Annotated in this window: 13 protein-coding genes; 7 read left to right on the top strand and 6 right to left on the bottom strand. The window is 50.4% G+C overall.

Annotated features, from left to right (window positions below; genetic code table 11):
* Positions 1–336: 336 nt before the first annotated feature.
* A complete protein-coding gene (locus HY879_21560; protein ID MBI5605930.1) occupies positions 337–1,524 on the bottom strand; it encodes an indole acetimide hydrolase in 1,188 nt (395 codons plus the stop codon).
* A gap of 303 nt (positions 1,525–1,827) precedes the next feature.
* Between HY879_21560 and HY879_21555 the strand changes: the two genes are divergently transcribed.
* Positions 1,828–3,492 carry a chemotaxis protein gene (locus HY879_21555; protein ID MBI5605929.1) on the top strand — a complete coding sequence of 555 codons (1,665 nt, stop codon included), beginning with the start codon at positions 1,828–1,830 and terminating at the stop codon, positions 3,490–3,492.
* A gap of 66 nt (positions 3,493–3,558) precedes the next feature.
* On the opposite strand, the gene HY879_21550 is transcribed toward HY879_21555, so the two are convergent.
* A complete protein-coding gene (locus HY879_21550) occupies positions 3,559–3,858 on the bottom strand; it encodes an alpha/beta hydrolase fold domain-containing protein (GenBank protein MBI5605928.1) in 300 nt (99 codons plus the stop codon).
* A gap of 471 nt (positions 3,859–4,329) precedes the next feature.
* Between HY879_21550 and bioB the strand changes: the two genes are divergently transcribed.
* The 4 genes from bioB to bioD all read left to right on the top strand — a co-directional run bounded on the left by bioB (position 4,330) and on the right by bioD (position 9,077).
* Positions 4,330–5,313 carry a biotin synthase BioB gene (gene bioB / locus HY879_21545; GenBank protein ID MBI5605927.1) on the top strand — a complete coding sequence of 328 codons (984 nt, stop codon included), beginning with the start codon at positions 4,330–4,332 and terminating at the stop codon, positions 5,311–5,313.
* Positions 5,314–5,407: 94 nt separating this feature from the next.
* On the top strand, positions 5,408–6,784 hold the full coding sequence (gene bioA, locus HY879_21540) for an adenosylmethionine--8-amino-7-oxononanoate transaminase (protein ID MBI5605926.1): 1,377 nt from the start codon (positions 5,408–5,410) through the stop codon (positions 6,782–6,784).
* A 96-nt stretch (positions 6,785–6,880) separates the two neighbouring features.
* Positions 6,881–8,053 carry an 8-amino-7-oxononanoate synthase gene (gene bioF / locus HY879_21535; GenBank protein MBI5605925.1) on the top strand — a complete coding sequence of 391 codons (1,173 nt, stop codon included), beginning with the start codon at positions 6,881–6,883 and terminating at the stop codon, positions 8,051–8,053.
* 271 nt (positions 8,054–8,324) lie between these two features.
* The gene (gene bioD / locus HY879_21530; protein ID MBI5605924.1) at positions 8,325–9,077 is read left to right on the top strand and encodes a dethiobiotin synthase; all 753 of its coding nucleotides are present in this window, start codon (positions 8,325–8,327) and stop codon (positions 9,075–9,077) included.
* A 135-nt stretch (positions 9,078–9,212) separates the two neighbouring features.
* On the opposite strand, the gene HY879_21525 is transcribed toward bioD, so the two are convergent.
* The 3 genes from HY879_21525 to HY879_21515 are packed head-to-tail and all read right to left on the bottom strand — an operon-like array spanning position 9,213 to position 13,680.
* A complete protein-coding gene (locus HY879_21525; protein ID MBI5605923.1) occupies positions 9,213–10,388 on the bottom strand; it encodes a pyridoxine 5'-phosphate synthase in 1,176 nt (391 codons plus the stop codon).
* Complete coding sequence (locus tag HY879_21520) at positions 10,294–12,708, bottom strand: HDIG domain-containing protein (GenBank protein MBI5605922.1); 2,415 nt, start codon at positions 12,706–12,708, stop codon at positions 10,294–10,296. Before HY879_21520 ends, HY879_21525 begins: the two co-directional genes overlap by 95 nt.
* Before the next feature lie 9 nt (positions 12,709–12,717).
* The gene (locus HY879_21515; GenBank protein ID MBI5605921.1) at positions 12,718–13,680 is read right to left on the bottom strand and encodes a PhoH family protein; all 963 of its coding nucleotides are present in this window, start codon (positions 13,678–13,680) and stop codon (positions 12,718–12,720) included.
* Between the two features lie 343 nt (positions 13,681–14,023).
* Between HY879_21515 and HY879_21510 the strand changes: the two genes are divergently transcribed.
* Both HY879_21510 and mazG read left to right on the top strand, forming a co-directional pair.
* A complete protein-coding gene (locus HY879_21510; GenBank protein ID MBI5605920.1) occupies positions 14,024–14,593 on the top strand; it encodes a CvpA family protein in 570 nt (189 codons plus the stop codon).
* A complete protein-coding gene (gene mazG, locus HY879_21505) occupies positions 14,586–15,380 on the top strand; it encodes a nucleoside triphosphate pyrophosphohydrolase (GenBank protein MBI5605919.1) in 795 nt (264 codons plus the stop codon). The genes HY879_21510 and mazG overlap by 8 nt, the downstream gene beginning before the upstream one ends.
* Positions 15,381–15,429: 49 nt before the next feature.
* Here mazG and HY879_21500 read toward each other — a convergent pair whose 3' ends face one another.
* Positions 15,430–15,633, bottom strand: a complete 204-nt coding sequence (locus tag HY879_21500; protein ID MBI5605918.1) for a twin-arginine translocase TatA/TatE family subunit — start codon at positions 15,631–15,633, stop codon at positions 15,430–15,432.
* Between the last annotated feature and the right edge of the window lie 433 nt (positions 15,634–16,066).

Below are 16,066 nucleotides of genomic sequence, written 5' to 3'. Positions count from 1 at the left end.
ACAGCTCGGCCGGATGGGAAGGCAGCCTATCGATTTTCCGATTCATTGGAAGGAAATTGATTTGGTTATTAAGACAGAGAAAGCCTTATTCGTTCTGTTTTTGTTAGTGCTATTTTTCCTCTTAACCTTTGCAGGCCCGGCCTTTTCGGAAGAAAAGGAATCTCTGCCGGGTGCAGTGTTTTTGATCAGGAAAATCGGCAAAGACTGCAATGACGATTGCCGTGATAATTCCCTGTCGGCCCTTATGAATCTCTCACGATCAGGAGACCCGCAAAATGCGGAGTTTCATGGGAGAAGTTTATCTTCGAAGAAGGACAATCTGTTCAAGACAAACCATCACTTGGGATCAATTGGGGTCAGGGATCCAATGCTTCCCTCGATGAGTTCGGCGGCCCCCAGGCAGAGGTCTTCTCTGAAGCGCGGGCCGATGATTTGCACCGCTTGGGGCAATCCATCGACCAAACCGACCGGCACCACTACCGAGGGCAGCCCCAGCAGATTGACCGTCATATTGAGCCGGAAAGAAAGAATGACCTCTTGAAAGGACTCCCTGCTTAAAATGTCATATCCCACTTTGAAGGGTTGGATGGTATTGACCGGACCGAGCAGCAGCGGATGGTGTTCCTGGAACTGCGCCCACTCCCGGGCTATCCGGTTTCTCTCGGCCAGACTCTGCATGTAAGCCATAAGATTATTTTCAGGGAAAACCTCTATCCAATACTTCAAGAATTTCAAGGCGTCTGGTGACATATAGGATTCTATTTCAGGCCCCATCAGGGCCTGGAGTTCGGCGCCGGTTGCTTCGAGCCACCGATTCATGGCCTCCATGACGGAAGAGGGTTCCACTTCTTCGACCCTATAGCTGGCATCCATGAGCAAGCGAGCGGCTTTTCGTACCTTGTCGGCAATCGCCGGGTCTGTTCCTTGTCCTCCGGGATCCGTGGTTACGGCGATCCCTATTGGCCGGGGAAGGGTCGGTCCCTGCAAAGGCGCCGGCACCCACCGGGGATCACGGGCATCGGGACCGCTCATTTCTTTGAGAACGGCCTTGAGATCACGCACCTGCCTGGTTATAGGCCCTTGGACCATAAAAAGTTGAAGGGTGATTGCCGGCTCAGCGGGCATCAGGGATATGTGATCCGGAACCCGACCCAGGGTCGGCCGAACCGTTGCAGTCCCGCAGAATTGGGCCGGGCAGCGGAGAGATCCCCCATAATCATTACCGATGCCCAAGGGGACCATTCCGGTGGCCACTGCGACGGCATCGCCGCCGCTCGATCCACCCGGGGTGCGTGACGGGTCCCAGGGGTTCAAGGTCTTCCCCCATAACCGATTCCCGGTGTGGGTCTTAAACCTAAATCGGGGATGTTGGTTCTGCCGATCGGTATGGCCCCGGCCCTTTTGAGCTGCACCACATGGGGGGCATCCCTTGGAGGGAGGGCCTCCTTCATCATGGGGATACCGCAGGTGGTCGCTGATCCGACCAAATCGATGTTTTCCTTGATGGTCATGGGAACCCCGCATAGCGGTCCGACTTCGACTCCTTGAGCCAACTTTTGATCCGCCTCCTGGGCCAGGCGAAGAGCCTCTTCCCGTAGGACAACGGTTATGGCATTGACCTTTGGGTTGACCGCCTCTATGCGATGGAGATGGGCCTGGATCACCTCCCGACAGGAGAGTTCTTTATGGCGAACCGCCTGGGCGATTTCCAGAACCCCCAAACGCCAAATATCCGTTGTTTCCAATCTGCTCATGACTAATTCCTTAGGTAATAAGAGTCAAGACCATACTTAATCCCTTAGATAGGATTTAAGTTTTTTTAAAAAAATGTCGAAAATAATTGTGACAGGCAGGCTAAAAGAATCATTCACAAAAAGGAGCGGCATCATGAGCTTAAAATTAAAACTTCTTTCCATTCCCGGAATCTGCGTAATCGGCTTCATCATTTTCGGCTTGATTACCTGGAACACATTGAATGTGGTAAAAGTAAACGGAGCGTATTATGAAAAAATAGTGCTGGATAAAGACCTCATCGCGGACATCCTGCCGCCGCCTGAATACATCATTGAATCCCGCCTGCTGTTATATGAAATCATGGAGGAAAAGGACAATGGAAAGTTGAAGGATTTGTTTCAAAAGGTTAAAAACCTATCCGGGGAATTTGAAGAGCGACACGGGTTTTGGTTAAAAAATCTGCCTGATGGGAAATTGAAAGACCAAATGGTCGTAAAGTCCTATCAACCGGCCAAAGAATTCTTCCAAATTGTAAATCACGACTTTCTTCCGGCTATCCTGCAGGGTGACAGGGAGAAGGCCCAGAATTTAATAAGGGGTACCCTCAGCGTAAAATATCAGGAACACCGGCTGGCTATTGATGAGGTAGTCAAATTGGCCAATGAGCGATTTAAAAGGACAGAAGCGGAGGCTTCAACCACTATTCGCCAAAGGGGAATCTTTCTGATTGCTTTGGCCATTGCGATCATTGCCCTGTCGTTATCCCTGACCTGGTATTTTGTCGAGTTTCGGATTGTCCGGAAGATGGTCGGCATCATTGCCGGCCTTCAAAGCACGGCACAGCAGGTCGCCATGGTCTCCGCGGATGTTTCGTCAACCAGTCAACAACTTGCCCAAGGGGCCTCGGAGCAGGCCGCGGGTCTCGAAGAGACCTCTTCCTCGATTGAGGAGATGACTTCCATGACCAGACAGAATGCCGACAACGCCAATCAGGCCAATACCTTGATGGCAGAAACGAGTCGGGTTGTTGACGATGCCAATAACTCGATGTCGGATCTGACCGAGTCGATGAAAGAGATCTCCACAGCCAGTGAAGAGACGGCCAAGATCGTCAAGACGATTGATGAAATCGCTTTTCAAACCAATCTCCTGGCCTTGAATGCGGCAGTAGAGGCGGCCCGGGCCGGGGAGGCCGGTGCCGGATTTGCAGTGGTGGCCGATGAGGTAAGGAATTTGGCCATGCGGGCCGCAACGGCCGCCAGGAATACGGCAAATTTAATTGAAGATACCGTTAAAAAAATAAAGAACGGATCGAATACGGTTGCCAGGACCAACGAAGCCTTTGTCAAGGTGGCCTCAGGGGCCAGGAAGGTCGGTGAACTGGTGGGGGATATCTCGGCCGCTACCAGTGAACAGGATCAGGGTGTTAATCAAATCAACAAGGCCGTAGCAGAAATGGACAAGGTGGTTCAGAAAAATGCCGCCAGTGCCGAAGAATCGGCTTCCACGGCCGAAGAGATGACTACCCAGGCCGAGTCGTTGAAAGGCTTCGTTGGTGAACTGGTGGTGATTATGGGTGGAAATGGAATCGGCCAGGGGCCAAAACCCGGCAAGGATCCCCGTTTGGTCGGAGTCCACCGTTCCAACAGGGCGATTGAGCATCAGCCTGAAAAGAAGATAAAACAAACCCGGAAGGCAAAGGAAGTGAACCCAAGCCAGGTAATCCCTATGGATGCAGGGGATTTCCGGGATTTTTAGGGAAGGTCGGACCGATACAGAAGGAATGCCCCGCCTGATCAAACAAAAGGTGGCAGGACCGACGAATCAGGAAATTCCTGTTGATCTCTTCTTGATAAAATCCCTGATTCGGGCATTGGCCATTTCGGCCAGTCGGATGGGAAAAAGATTAAAGACATGAATGCCCCCGGGGTAGAGGGCCAGATCGGCCTCATTGCCGGCGGCGACCCAGCGGGAATACATAAAAAGGGAATCGTCCAGCAGAGGGTCAGGGGTGCCAACGGTAAAAAGGGCGCTTGGCAGGCCCTTCAGGTCGGCGTAGAGCGGGGATACCTCGGGATGGCGCCACTTTTCCCTGGGAGCGTAATTTTCATGAAACCATTCCATAGTCCTGGAGCGGTAGTCTACACTTATTGTCGCCACCTGACAGGCATTGGCTTTTTTTATTAGTCAGGGAGTATAAAATGGAGTGGATGGCGGGTCAAGAGAAAGGTGCTTTGCCCCTGGTTTTTTCCCCTTGATCTTTTCTTCGAGGTCTTTTTTCTGGAAAGCTATTCCCGACTTGGATCTGAGGAAAGGAAATTGATCGATAAGTCCGTGCGATTTCTTGCCAAAAATCCTCGACATCCATCCCTCCAAGTGCACAAAGCCAAAAACATTAAAGGCAAATATCCCCTTGGTGGGGAAGATGTGTATATCGCTTATGCCTCCAAGGATCTTAGGGTCACCTTTGAATATGGTCCGGAACCAGGGGTAATTGCCTTACGAAATTGCTTGGATTATTTCTTGACAAAAGGGATTCCTTTCCTGTAAATAGTTAACCAAATTATTTTTAACGGTTAACTACTGGAGGGTCCATTGGAAAATAGTATCGCCCTTTTGGGGGAAAAAGTTTTAGCCGGAGAATCCCTCAGTCAAACCGAAGCCGGGCGGTTGGCTGAACTGAACGGGCCGGAACAGATATTCGACCTTATTTTCTGGGCCAATAAAATCAGGCAGAAATATAAAGGTGCGACCGTCGATCTGTGCGCTATTATCAACGCCAAATCAGGGCGCTGTTCCGAAGACTGTACCTTTTGTGCCCAATCCGTAAGGTATCCCACCGAGGCCCCCCATTATCCTCTCATGGAGGTCGGAGAGCTGCTGGAAGCTGCTGAAAAGGCATATAAGAACCAGGCCGGGCGGTTTGGCATTGTGACCAGCGGGCGCTCCCTTTCCAAACCGGAGGAATTAGACCGGGTCTGCCAGGTTATTGCAACTCTGACTCGGGAAGGTAAAATCAGTCCCTGTGCTTCGCTGGGGCTTCTCACCCCGGAGATGGTCCAGGCCTTAAAACAGGCCGGTTTGGTTTCGTATCATCACAATATTGAAACAGCCTCCAGCTTTTATCCCTCCATCTGCACCACCCATCCTTTTGAAGCCAGGGCCAAGACCATTCAAACAGCCAGGGAGGCCGGCTGGCGTATCTGTTCCGGCGGTATCTTCGGCCTGGGCGAGACCATGAAACAGAGGATAGAGATGGCTTTTACCCTGAAGGCCTTGGGGGTGGATTCCGTTCCTGTGAATTTTTTAAACCCTATACCGGGCACGCCCCTGGAAAACCGTCCAACCCTGACCCCGCTTGAATGTTTACAGACCATCGCCTTGTTTCGCTTCTTACTACCCGAGGCCGATATCCGGACCTGCGGCGGCCGGGAAAAGGGGCTCCGCACATTGCAGCCCCTGATGTATCTGGCCGGTTGCAACGGGACGATGATCGGGAACTATTTGACTACCGAGGGCAGAAGCCCCCAGGTGGATGTCCAGGAGATCAGGGACCTGGGACTTGTACCGAGAGGTTAAGTTCGGAGTTCGGAGTTGAGAGTTCGGCGAAAAAAGCCGAAAACTCAAAGAAAGAAAAAATAATTAATATTGATTGCTGACATAAGAGGTTGCGATGAAAACCAATCCCCCCATTCCCGATACCCGAAACCTTACCGCCTGGGACCATCAATACCTCTGGCATCCCTTTACCCCCCAGCAATATTGGGAAAAGGAAAAGCCTCTGGTCATCCAGCGGGGCAAGGGCTATCGGCTTCAGGATACGGAAGGCCGCTGGTATATCGATGGGGTTTCCTCTCTCTGGGTGACGGTCCATGGCCACGGCCATCCAAAGTTGGATGGGGCCCTGAAGGCCCAGATCAACCGGATCAGCCATTCGACGTTATTAGGACTTGCCCATCCCCCAGCCGTTATCCTGGCCAAGGAACTGATCGGGATTGCACCCAAAGGCCTGAAAAGGGTCTTTTATTCGGACAGCGGCTCCACGGCCGTGGAGATCGCCCTCAAGATGGCCTTTCAATACTGGGCCAACCGGGGGAAGCCCCAAAAAAAATCCTTTATCTGCCTGGAAAATGCCTATCACGGGGACACGGTGGGGGCCGTCAGTGTGGGCGGGATCCCCCTTTTTCACCAGGTCTATCGACCCTTGCTTTTCAAGACCTATCAGGCCCCTTCCCCCTATTGTTACCGCTGTTCGTTAAAAAAAGATCCCGTCCGTTGTCAAATGGCCTGCCTGGACCGTCTGGGACAATTAATGGAAAGGCATAGGGAGGGGGTGGCGGCCTTTATTCTTGAACCCCTGGTCCAGGGTGCGGCCGGCATGATTGGTTATCCCGGCGGGTATTTAAAAAGGGTCCGGGAATTATGCACAAAACATAACATTCTCCTCATTGCCGATGAGGTGGCTGTGGGATTCGGCCGGACCGGGACCCTGTTTGCCTGTGAACAGGAAGGGATCAGTCCGGATTTGTTATGCCTCGGGAAAGGCCTGACCGGCGGCTACCTGCCCCTGGCCGCCACCCTGGCTACCGAAAAGATTTATCGGGCCTTTTTAGGCAAGGTGGAAGAGGCCAAAACCTTTTATCATGGCCACACCTACACCGGCAATCCCCTGGCCTGCGCCGTGGCCCTGGCCAATCTTGAATTGATGGGAAAAGAGACCTTTTTCCCCGAATTGCAAAAAAAGATCCGCTGGCTGGAACAGGCCCTCATCCCCTTCCGGGACCTTCCTCAAGTCGGAGAGGTACGGCAAAAGGGGTTTATGGTGGGCATTGAACTGGTTAAGGATAAAAAAACCAGGGGACCTTTTCCTGTGCAGGAAAGGATGGGCTATCAAGTCATTATGGAAGCCCGGAAACAGGGGATTATCATCCGGCCCCTGGGCGATGTGATCGTCCTGATGCCGCCCCTGACCATCTCCTTAAAAGGGTTAAAAGAGCTGGTGGCTGGGACCTTTCAGGCCATTAAAAAGATCACTTTTAACGATATTTGAAAATTTTTAAATCCAGGAGCCAGAATTCAGAATGAGGATGAATCCAAAGGGATTTTGGATTTATTCTGAATTCTGAATTCTGAATTCTCGGAATTTATGGTCTCTTCTTCTTTTATTCAGTTCTTTCAAAAAGAATTAAGCCGAATCAAAGGACAGAACCGCTTCCGGTCCTTACTGGTACTTGAAGGTCCTGTGGGACCGACCATCCGGATCAACGGCCGTTCCCTGCTCCTTTTTGCCTCCAATGATTATCTGGGCCTGGCCGCCCATCCCTTGATGATCCGAAAAACCAAAGAGGCGATAGAACAGTATGGAACAGGCATGGGGGCTTCCCGTCTGGTTTCGGGGAATCATCGTCTGCACCACCGGCTTGAGCAGGAGATGGCGGCCTTCAAAGAGAGCGAGGCGGCCCTGGTCTTTTCTTCCGGGTATCTGACCCACCTGGGCACTATCCCCGCTTTGGCCGGAGAGGATGACCTGATCTTCAGCGACTCCCTGAACCATGCCAGTATTGTCGATGCCTGCCGATTGAGCCGGGCCCAGGTCGTCATCTATCCCCATTTACAAATGGAGGTCCTGGAATCCAGGCTGCGCTCGGCCCAAAGAAAACCGGGCTCAAAAGTACTCATTGTTACCGACGGGGTCTTCAGCATGGACGGGGACCTGGCCCCCTTACCGGACTTACTCCGGTTGGCCAGGAAGTACGAGGCCCTGGTTTTAGTGGATGATGCCCACGCCACCGGTGTTCTGGGACCGGGTGGGAAGGGATCGGCTGCTTTTTGGAAAATGCCGGCGCAAGATCTATTAACCATGGGGACCTTCAGCAAAGCTTTGGGCTGTCTGGGTGGTTTTATCAGCGGTCCGGAAATCATGGTTGCTTTTTTAAGGAACAAGGCCCGAACCTTGATTTACTCTACGGCCCTGCCGCCTTCGGTTTGTGCTTCCGGATTGACCGCCCTGGGCATCCTTCAGGAAGAACCCTTATGGCTGGACCGGCTCCGGGAGAATATGGCCTATTTTCAAAAAGGATTGGAAACCTTAGGGATCGATCCCCAACCCTGTTCTGTCCCGATTTTTTCGATCATAACCGGCACAGAGGAAAAAACACTGGCTGTTTCCAAGGCCTTGTGGGAAGAAGGCATTTTTATTCCGGCCATCCGGCCTCCTACGGTCCCTGAGAACGAAAGCCGTTTGCGGATCAGTTTGATGGCTACGCACACCAAAGAACACCTGGATATCTTGTTGGATGCTTTGGGGAAGGTGTTTTAATAAGAAAAGTAGGTTCAAGGTCCAAGGTTTAAGGTCCAAGATCGGAAAAACAGGAGATAGGCAAGAGGCAAGAGGCTATAGGCTATAGGAAAAGAAAAATCCGAAAAATCTTTTTACTTATTGCCCATTGCCTATAGCCTATAGCCTTCTGCAGACCTGCTTTCATGCCCCGTAGCGCCCTTATGGGGCATGAGAGGTAGTTCGGAAATACGAATATTGAATATCGAATCATGAAGTCTGACGAGTGGAATCGATTGAAGGAAGGAATGGAATGAAAACCAATCAATTTAAAACCGCCGGCGGTCTTTTCATCACCGGCACGGATACCGGTGTTGGCAAGACTGTGGTGGCGGCCGGTTTAATCAAGGCCTTTAAAAGGCAGGGAATGGAGGTCGGCTATTTCAAACCGGTGGCCAGCGGGGCCGTTAGAACCCCTCGGGGGCTTATAGCCCCGGATGTGGATTTCGTCCGAAAAACCACCGGTATAGATGATCCCCTTGATCGGATCAACCCGGTCTGCCTGGTGCCACCCCTGGCTCCGCTGACAGCAGCAGAAATAACCCGGACTGACTGGAAGCTCCGGACGATCATTCAAAAATTTCAACTCCTTCAAAAACGATATCCCTTCCTGGTTGTCGAAGGGGTGGGCGGGATATTGGTTCCCTTGAAAAAAAAGGTTCTGGTGATCGACCTGATTGAAAAATTGCGGTTGCCGACGCTGGTGGTGGCCAGACCGTCATTAGGGACCATCAATCATACCCTGATGACCCTTTTTCTATTAAAGCAAAGGGGCCTGCCGGTCCTTGGATTTCTTTTTAATGGCCGGAAAGGAAGGCCCGGACTGGCGGAGAAGACGGCCCCGGCGGTGATTTCCGGGATTTCCGGTGTGCCTTATTGGGGGAGCCTGCCTTTTGATTCCAGGGTCTCTGAAACAGCCTTTAATCTTGGCTCCATGCCCGGGAAGCTGGCCGGCTTACTACCCGAAAATTTCCTGGTCCGGCCTCATACTCCATGGAGGCGTTAAAAACAGGAAATATCGAATCTTGAATATCGAATCCTGAATGTCGAAGGAAGGTAAAGCGATTACTTCATTAGTCATATTATTTCTGCCTTTTTCAAATTCCGCAATCCGCAATCCGAAATCCGAAATCGTACAGGCTTATAATTGTTCCACCAGGGCTACCATGTCGCGCACAGCCAGGTCCAACCCCACATAGATTGCCCGGGCTATGATACTATGGCCGATGCTGTATTCCTCGATTTCTTCCAGACCCTGAAACCGTTTAATATTGGTGTAATTAAGCCCGTGTCCGGCGCTGACCTTCATCCCCAGTTGAACACCCAACTGGGCGCCATTTACAATGCGCTCAAAAAGCCGCATGGCCTCGGATTCTTTTTTGGCCTCGGCATAATGACCGGTATGGAGTTCGATAATGTCAGCCCCTATTTCACTGGAGGCCCGGATCTGAGCCGGATCGGCATCCACAAACAGGCTTACGGCTATCTTCCCCTTGTGCAACCGGCGGACCGTTTCTTTCAGGCTTTTCTGCTGTCCCCGAACGTCGAGTCCCCCTTCGGTGGTCAACTCCTGTCTCTTTTCCGGGACGAGGGTAACCATCGGAGGACGGACTTTCAGGGCGATCCTTATGATTTCTTCGGCTGCGGCCATTTCCAAATTCAATTTGGTTTTGATGGTTTCTTTCAATATGAAAAGATCGCGATCCTGAATATGCCTCCGATCCTCGCGCAGGTGAACGATAATCCCTTCGGCCCCGGCCAGTTCGGCTATGCCGGCGGCTATGACCGGGTCGGGTTCATTAATCTTTCTGGCCTGGCGGACCGTAGCCACGTGATCCACATTAACGGCCAAACGGGGAACTTGCATGCTTCTTTCCTCCTTTTTATTCACCTCGATACGGTTGATTATTTCTTCGGTTTTGGCCTCCATCCTTCGGGCCTCGTACCGGGAGCCTTCGTGATCATAGCCCATCAGATGTAAAAGACCATGGATCAGCAAAAAGCGGATCCGGTCGGCCAGGGAAATCCCTGCTTCCCCAGCCTCTCTCAGGGCGGTTTCGGTGGAAATGACCACATCTCCCCAGAGAAGGGGACTCACCTCCGGATAGAGGCCTTCTTTCATGGGAAAGGCCAGGACATTGGTCGGGCCTTTCCTGTCGAGGTACTTCCGGTTATACCGGGCCATTTCCCGGTCTTCGACAAAAAGAAGGCTGACTTCCCCCTCAGGGGTTTCCCAGGAGTCTAAGATCTGGCGGCAGATTTTCCGGATCTCGGCCTGGTCTATCAAATTCTGTCGATTGTTTATCTGTAGTTCCATCGGTTTTTTTCCTGGTTGTTCCACCCTTAACGGGAGACCCGGGATATTCGATCCGGTGATGGAAGATCCCGTTCAGAATTTTATTGAAACTTACGGCGATGAGAGAAAGGTCCTTTAAAGTCAAGTCGCATTCATCTAATTGCCCGTCGGAAATGGCGTTCTGAATGATCTTTTGCACCAGACCCTGAATACGGGCCGGAGCGGGGTCCACCAGGGTTCTGGAGGCGGCTTCAATAGAATCGGCCAGCATAACCAGACCGGCCTCCCGGGTCTGGGGTTTCGGACCGGGGTACCGGAAATCCTCCATGGATACCTGACTCACGTCCCCGCCTTTGATTTCCACGGCTTTTTGATAGAAGAAGGAAATGAGTCCGGTTCCATGGTGCTGGCTGATGATTTCCACGATGGGGGCCTCCAGTTTCTCCTGAAAAGCCAATTCGACTCCGTCTTTAACATGTCCGATCAGGATCAAGCTGCTCATGGAAGGGGCCAGTTTTTCGTGTTTGTTTTCATAACCGGTCTGGTTTTCGATGAAATAGAGGGGTTTTTGGATTTTTCCGATGTCATGATAATAGGCGCTGACCCTGGCCAGGAGGGCATTGGCCCCAATCGCTTCGGCGGCCGCTTCCACCATATTGCCGACGATGATGCTGTGATGATAGGTGCCCGGGGCCCGCACCATCAACTCCCGTAACAGAGGCTGGTCCATATTGGCCCGCTCCATCAGTTTCATGTCCGTCGTATACCCGAATATTTTTTCAATCAAGGGGCTGAATCCGGTTACGACTATGCCGGTGACGATCCCTCCTGAAAAACCGAAAAAAAGATTAACCGGTGTTTCGATGTGGATCAATTTCCCATGGATCAATTGGAGGGCCAGAACGCCGGCCATATTAATCAGGCCCAGGATAAACCCCATCCGTATCAGGTCCCAGCGGGTATTGCAGATGCGCCGGGCCTGTGAGGACCAGAGTCCGGCAACGGCAAAATAGAGGGCCAGTTCAGGATTCCCTTCCCAGAATAAAATCGCCAAAAAGGCTTGCACCAGACCGAACAAGAGGGCCGGCCAGGGACCTAAGACCAGACTGGTCATCATCGAAGCAGCGGCTATCGGCATGGCTAAAAGGACCCCATAAGGACTGAGCCAGGGGAAACCAGCCGCCAATATACGGGCCAAAAAATCAGCGGTCCGGATACCGAGAAAAGATATGGCTAATAAAGAAGTTAAAAAGATCAGATCTTTAAGATCCCCGGAAAGAACCAGACCGCCCTGGGTGGCAGCCAGATAAACCATATAGATGAACAAACCCCAGATCAGGGCCAGACCCAGGGAGTTCAACAGGGCTTCAACCCCTTTCATGGTTTGCGTCCCCATCCGGATCTTGGTCAGTTGAGCCTCCGAAATCCTTTCCCCTTCCCGAACCAGAACATCCCCTTTTTTTATCTGGAAAAAAACAGGGCGGATCTTGGCGACCGCCCTGTTGATACGCTCCTCGGTTTCTGTTTTATTAAAAAATAAATTGGGAACGATCAGTTTTTGGGCCAAACCGACCGTCACCGGACGCAAGGCCCTTTTTTTGCCCACCAGAAGAAAGGCCGCCCTTTTTTCTATGCGATCCCGGGCCTCATCCAGGTCCGGAAAACGTTCGATCTCATGAATTTGAAATTCCTGTTTTGAAGGTAATTTCCGAACGATAATCCCTTTCCCCTGTTCATTCATCAGGGCCAGCTTGCTGCTCACCACCCCGACGGTCAGCACCGATTGAACCAATTGAATCAGGCCGATCTCGAAGGATTCCGAAAAACGTTCTTTTATTAAGGCGTCCAGCTCAACCGGTGTCAGCTCGATCCCCCAGATTTTTTCTAATTGGAGTCGTTCTTTTTTCCCTTTTCCCTCGGATCCGGGTATTTGTTTCTTTAAATCTTCTCTCAGGGTTTCAAACCCCAGGTGAATCTTGCTTTGTAACTCCGAACCGGTCTTCTCATTAAAATCATAAACGGACAACAACGATTCTCTGATTTCCTGTCTTCTCAGATCGGTGGCGATCTTGTCTTCCATCAGGATATCTTGAGAGGCCTTGATATCGAAGTCGGCCACCTCACCCAGCCGGTAGGTTTTTGAAGGGATAAAGAGACTGGGGGCGTTGATCAAAATAATAAACAGACAAAGCAGAAACAGGAGAAAGAATTTTTCCTGAAGCAGGGAAAGAAAATATTTCCAGGATTTATTCAGAGTCTCCTTTAGAGTAACTTTTTTGGTCTCCCCTAACCGGGAAATCCTGGAGGGTTTTTTCTTGAGGTCTTTTTCGGATTTTTCCATGAGGATTTTTTAAAGGCGTTCCTTCAGGATCCGTCTTTTCTCCTCCAGTTCTTCGTAGGCCTTGATAATTTTCTGGACCAGAGGATGGCGAATGACATCTTTTTTGCTGAAATAGATAAAGGCGATATCCTCCACCCCAACGAGGAGTTGTTGGGCCTCGACCAATCCCGAGGTCTTGCCTTCCGGCAGGTCGATCTGAGTGATATCCCCGGTGATAACAGCCTTGGAGCTGAAACCTAACCGGGTTAAAAACATCTTCATCTGTTCCGAGGTCGTGTTTTGGGCCTCATCCAATATGACAAACGAATCGTTCAGTGTCCGGCCGCGCATAAAGGCCAAAGGGGCTACTTCGATAATTCCCCGTTGAACCAACTTGGTGGCCTTCTCAAAATTCATCATGTCATGCAGGGCGTCATATAAAGGGCGAAGATAGGGATTTACTTTTTCATAAAGATCCCCGGGAAGAAACCCCAACTTCTCCCCGGCCTCAACCGCCGGGCGGGCCAGTACGATACGGATCACCTCATTTTTCATCAGAGCGGAAATGGCCATGGACATGGCCAGATAGGTTTTGCCGGTGCCGGCCGGGCCGATACCGAAAACGATGTCATATTTCCGGATGGCTTCAATATATTCCTTCTGGTTTTGCGTCTTGGGGGTAATAACCCGTTTCTGGGAGGTCACATAAACCGCATCCAAAAAAACTTCCTGGAGGCCGGCCTCATGATTCTCCTTGAGAAAACGGATCGCAAAATCGATATCATTGTCATAAAGGGGATACCCTTTTTTTAAGAGCCCATACAATTCGGAAAATAGTCTGCGGGCTAAAAAGACATCAGGCTCTTCCCCCCGGATCTGGAGGGTATTCCCTTTGGTGGAAATCCGAAGCCCCAGCCGTTGTTCCACCAATCGGATGTGCTGGTTATGTTCCCCGAACAGGCTTTGAGCCAATTGATTATTGTCAAAGCTCATCCGCTCCTGGGTTTGGTCTTCTGTGGGTTCAAAATCCAAGGTGGTTTGGTGAGTTCCTTCCCATAAAATTAATAAGGTATTATATCATATTTTCCATAAAGGGGGATTTTTTTCCATTTTTCTATTCCCTTGACTAATTCCCGGTCCTCTGCTACCAAAGTACCAAAGATAAATGAAAATTATCTGTTGCGAGTTGCGGGTTGCGGGTTACGAGTCATCAGAGGAAACTATACTTTCTTAACCCGTAACCCGTAACCCGTAACCCGTAACCCGTAACCTATGATGGTGTTTATCTTAAAGATTAAACCCTTAGAATAAGCTTAGCAGAATTTATTACAGCGTCATGAACATTCTGGACATCGGGATCCTTATTATTGTCGCCCTGACCACCTTCCGGGGTTTTTTCAGAGGGATTATACAAGAAGCAGCCACCCTTTTCGGGATCATCGCCAGCTTTTTTCTGGCCTCCTTCTATTATAAAGAACTGGCCTCCTGGCTGAGCCGTTACTATCCCCATCATAGCCTCCTGGCAGGGATTTTTTGCTTTATTTTAATCTTTGTCCTCAGTTTTTTTTTGTTTCATTTTTTTGCTATTATAATCAGAAAGGCGGTCCACCTGGCTTTGTTAGGGTGGTTGGACCGGGTTTTGGGAGGCCTCTTCGGTCTGATCAAAGGGGCGGTCATTGTCTTTTTCCTGGTTACACTCCTTACCCTTTTTAGCCCGAAAAGTTCTCCTTTAGTCAAAGATTCCCGTTTTTTTCCTGCCATCCAGACGGTTAATGAAAAATTGGCCCTCTTGATTCCGTTTAAGATAAAAAATGACTATATGAATAAAAAAAAGGAGCTTCAGGAATATTGGACCGGCAAAAAAAGAACCATCAAAAAAATGCAAAAGGTTCCCGGGGATGAATAAACAGGCCGAGAGTTTGAAAACCCTAAAGGATCTCAGAGAACTCATGGATCGGTTGCGAGGTGAAAACGGTTGTCCCTGGGACCGGAAACAAAGTGCCGAGACCCTTAAGATCTATCTGCTGGAGGAAGCCTATGAACTGGCCGATGCCCTGGACCGGAAGGACCAGGCGGAAGTCAAAGAAGAATTGGGGGACCTCCTGTTCCAGATCGTTTTCCTGAGCAGGGTTTTTGAAGAGCAGGGAGATTTTGATTTGGACCAGGTCATAGATACCATTTATCAGAAGATGGTGCGCCGTCATCCCCATATCTTCGGAGATAAAAATTGGGAAAATGCCGAACAGGTCGTGCAAGGCTGGCAAAATATCAAGGCCGGGGAGAAAGAAGGGCAGGATCCCTTTGAGTCCATTCCGGTTGATGTGCCTTCTTTACTGAAGGCCCATCGGATTTCTCAAAGGGCCGCCGGTTTGGGGTTTGAATGGCCTCATATTAATGGTGTCCTGGAAAAGGTTCGAGAGGAATTGAAGGAATTGGAAGAGGCCATCGGGGAAAAAGATTTGACAGCGGCAGGAGAAGAGTTGGGGGATCTGTTGTTCACCCTGGTTAACGTGGGACGATTCTTGGGGGTCCCGGCGGAAAACGCCCTGCGAAAAACTAATCAAAAATTTTTAAGGCGTTTTCGATCTATGATGACCGAACCGCATTTCAAGGATAAGGGTGCTTTCTCCCTCTCTCTTGATGAATGGCAAGTATTATGGGCCAGAACAAAGGAATTTGAGGAGTCATCGTAACCTGAGCGAAGCAGGGGGAATGGTCTATTCAAACAGATCGCTAACGGGTTTATGGGGTCGATCCTTTGGAATCCTTGTTGATTTCTTTAGGGTTGGCGGGATCTTCTTTTTCCCCCTCCCCACTGATACTGCTTTTAAATTCCCGGATACTTTTCCCCAGTCCCTTGCCGATTTCAGGCAATTTTTTGGCCCCGAAGATGAACATGGCGATGCCCAAAATTATTATCAATTCTTGTGTTCCTAAACCGAACATCGGATCTCCTTGTTTGATTTTTATGGGTTGCTCTCCTGGTTTTTTCAAGCCAGGCTGCTTTTAAATGTCTACTGATGGGGTTTTCTCAGAGACCGCCGGGTTCTTAATGCCGCGAGGCCCAGGGTCACCCCGAGAATACCCATGACCAGATAAGTCAGGCCGAGAAAAAAGGCATGCCCTACATCCCAGGGTACATCCCAGGGAAGGATACTCCAAATGCTGTGGGTAGTAAGAGGTCCCGTGACGATAACCTCCTGAAATATTTATAGACACTTCCTTTCTAACAGAAATGGAGGGGTCTGTCAACTTTTTCTTGACAGAATAACTCGGTTTGATTATATGAAAATACCAATGGGCTTTTAATATGAAAATAGTATCCGTCTTCCAAGGAGCCTATTTTCATGCTTCGTGGTGCCATGCCCCAAAAGGCGGG

This window comes from Deltaproteobacteria bacterium, from assembly GCA_016219225.1.
GTDB lineage: Bacteria > Desulfobacterota > RBG-13-43-22 > RBG-13-43-22 > RBG-13-43-22 > RBG-13-43-22.
The sequence above is the reverse complement of the archived record's forward strand: the minus strand, read 5'-3'. Positions and strand labels throughout refer to the sequence as shown.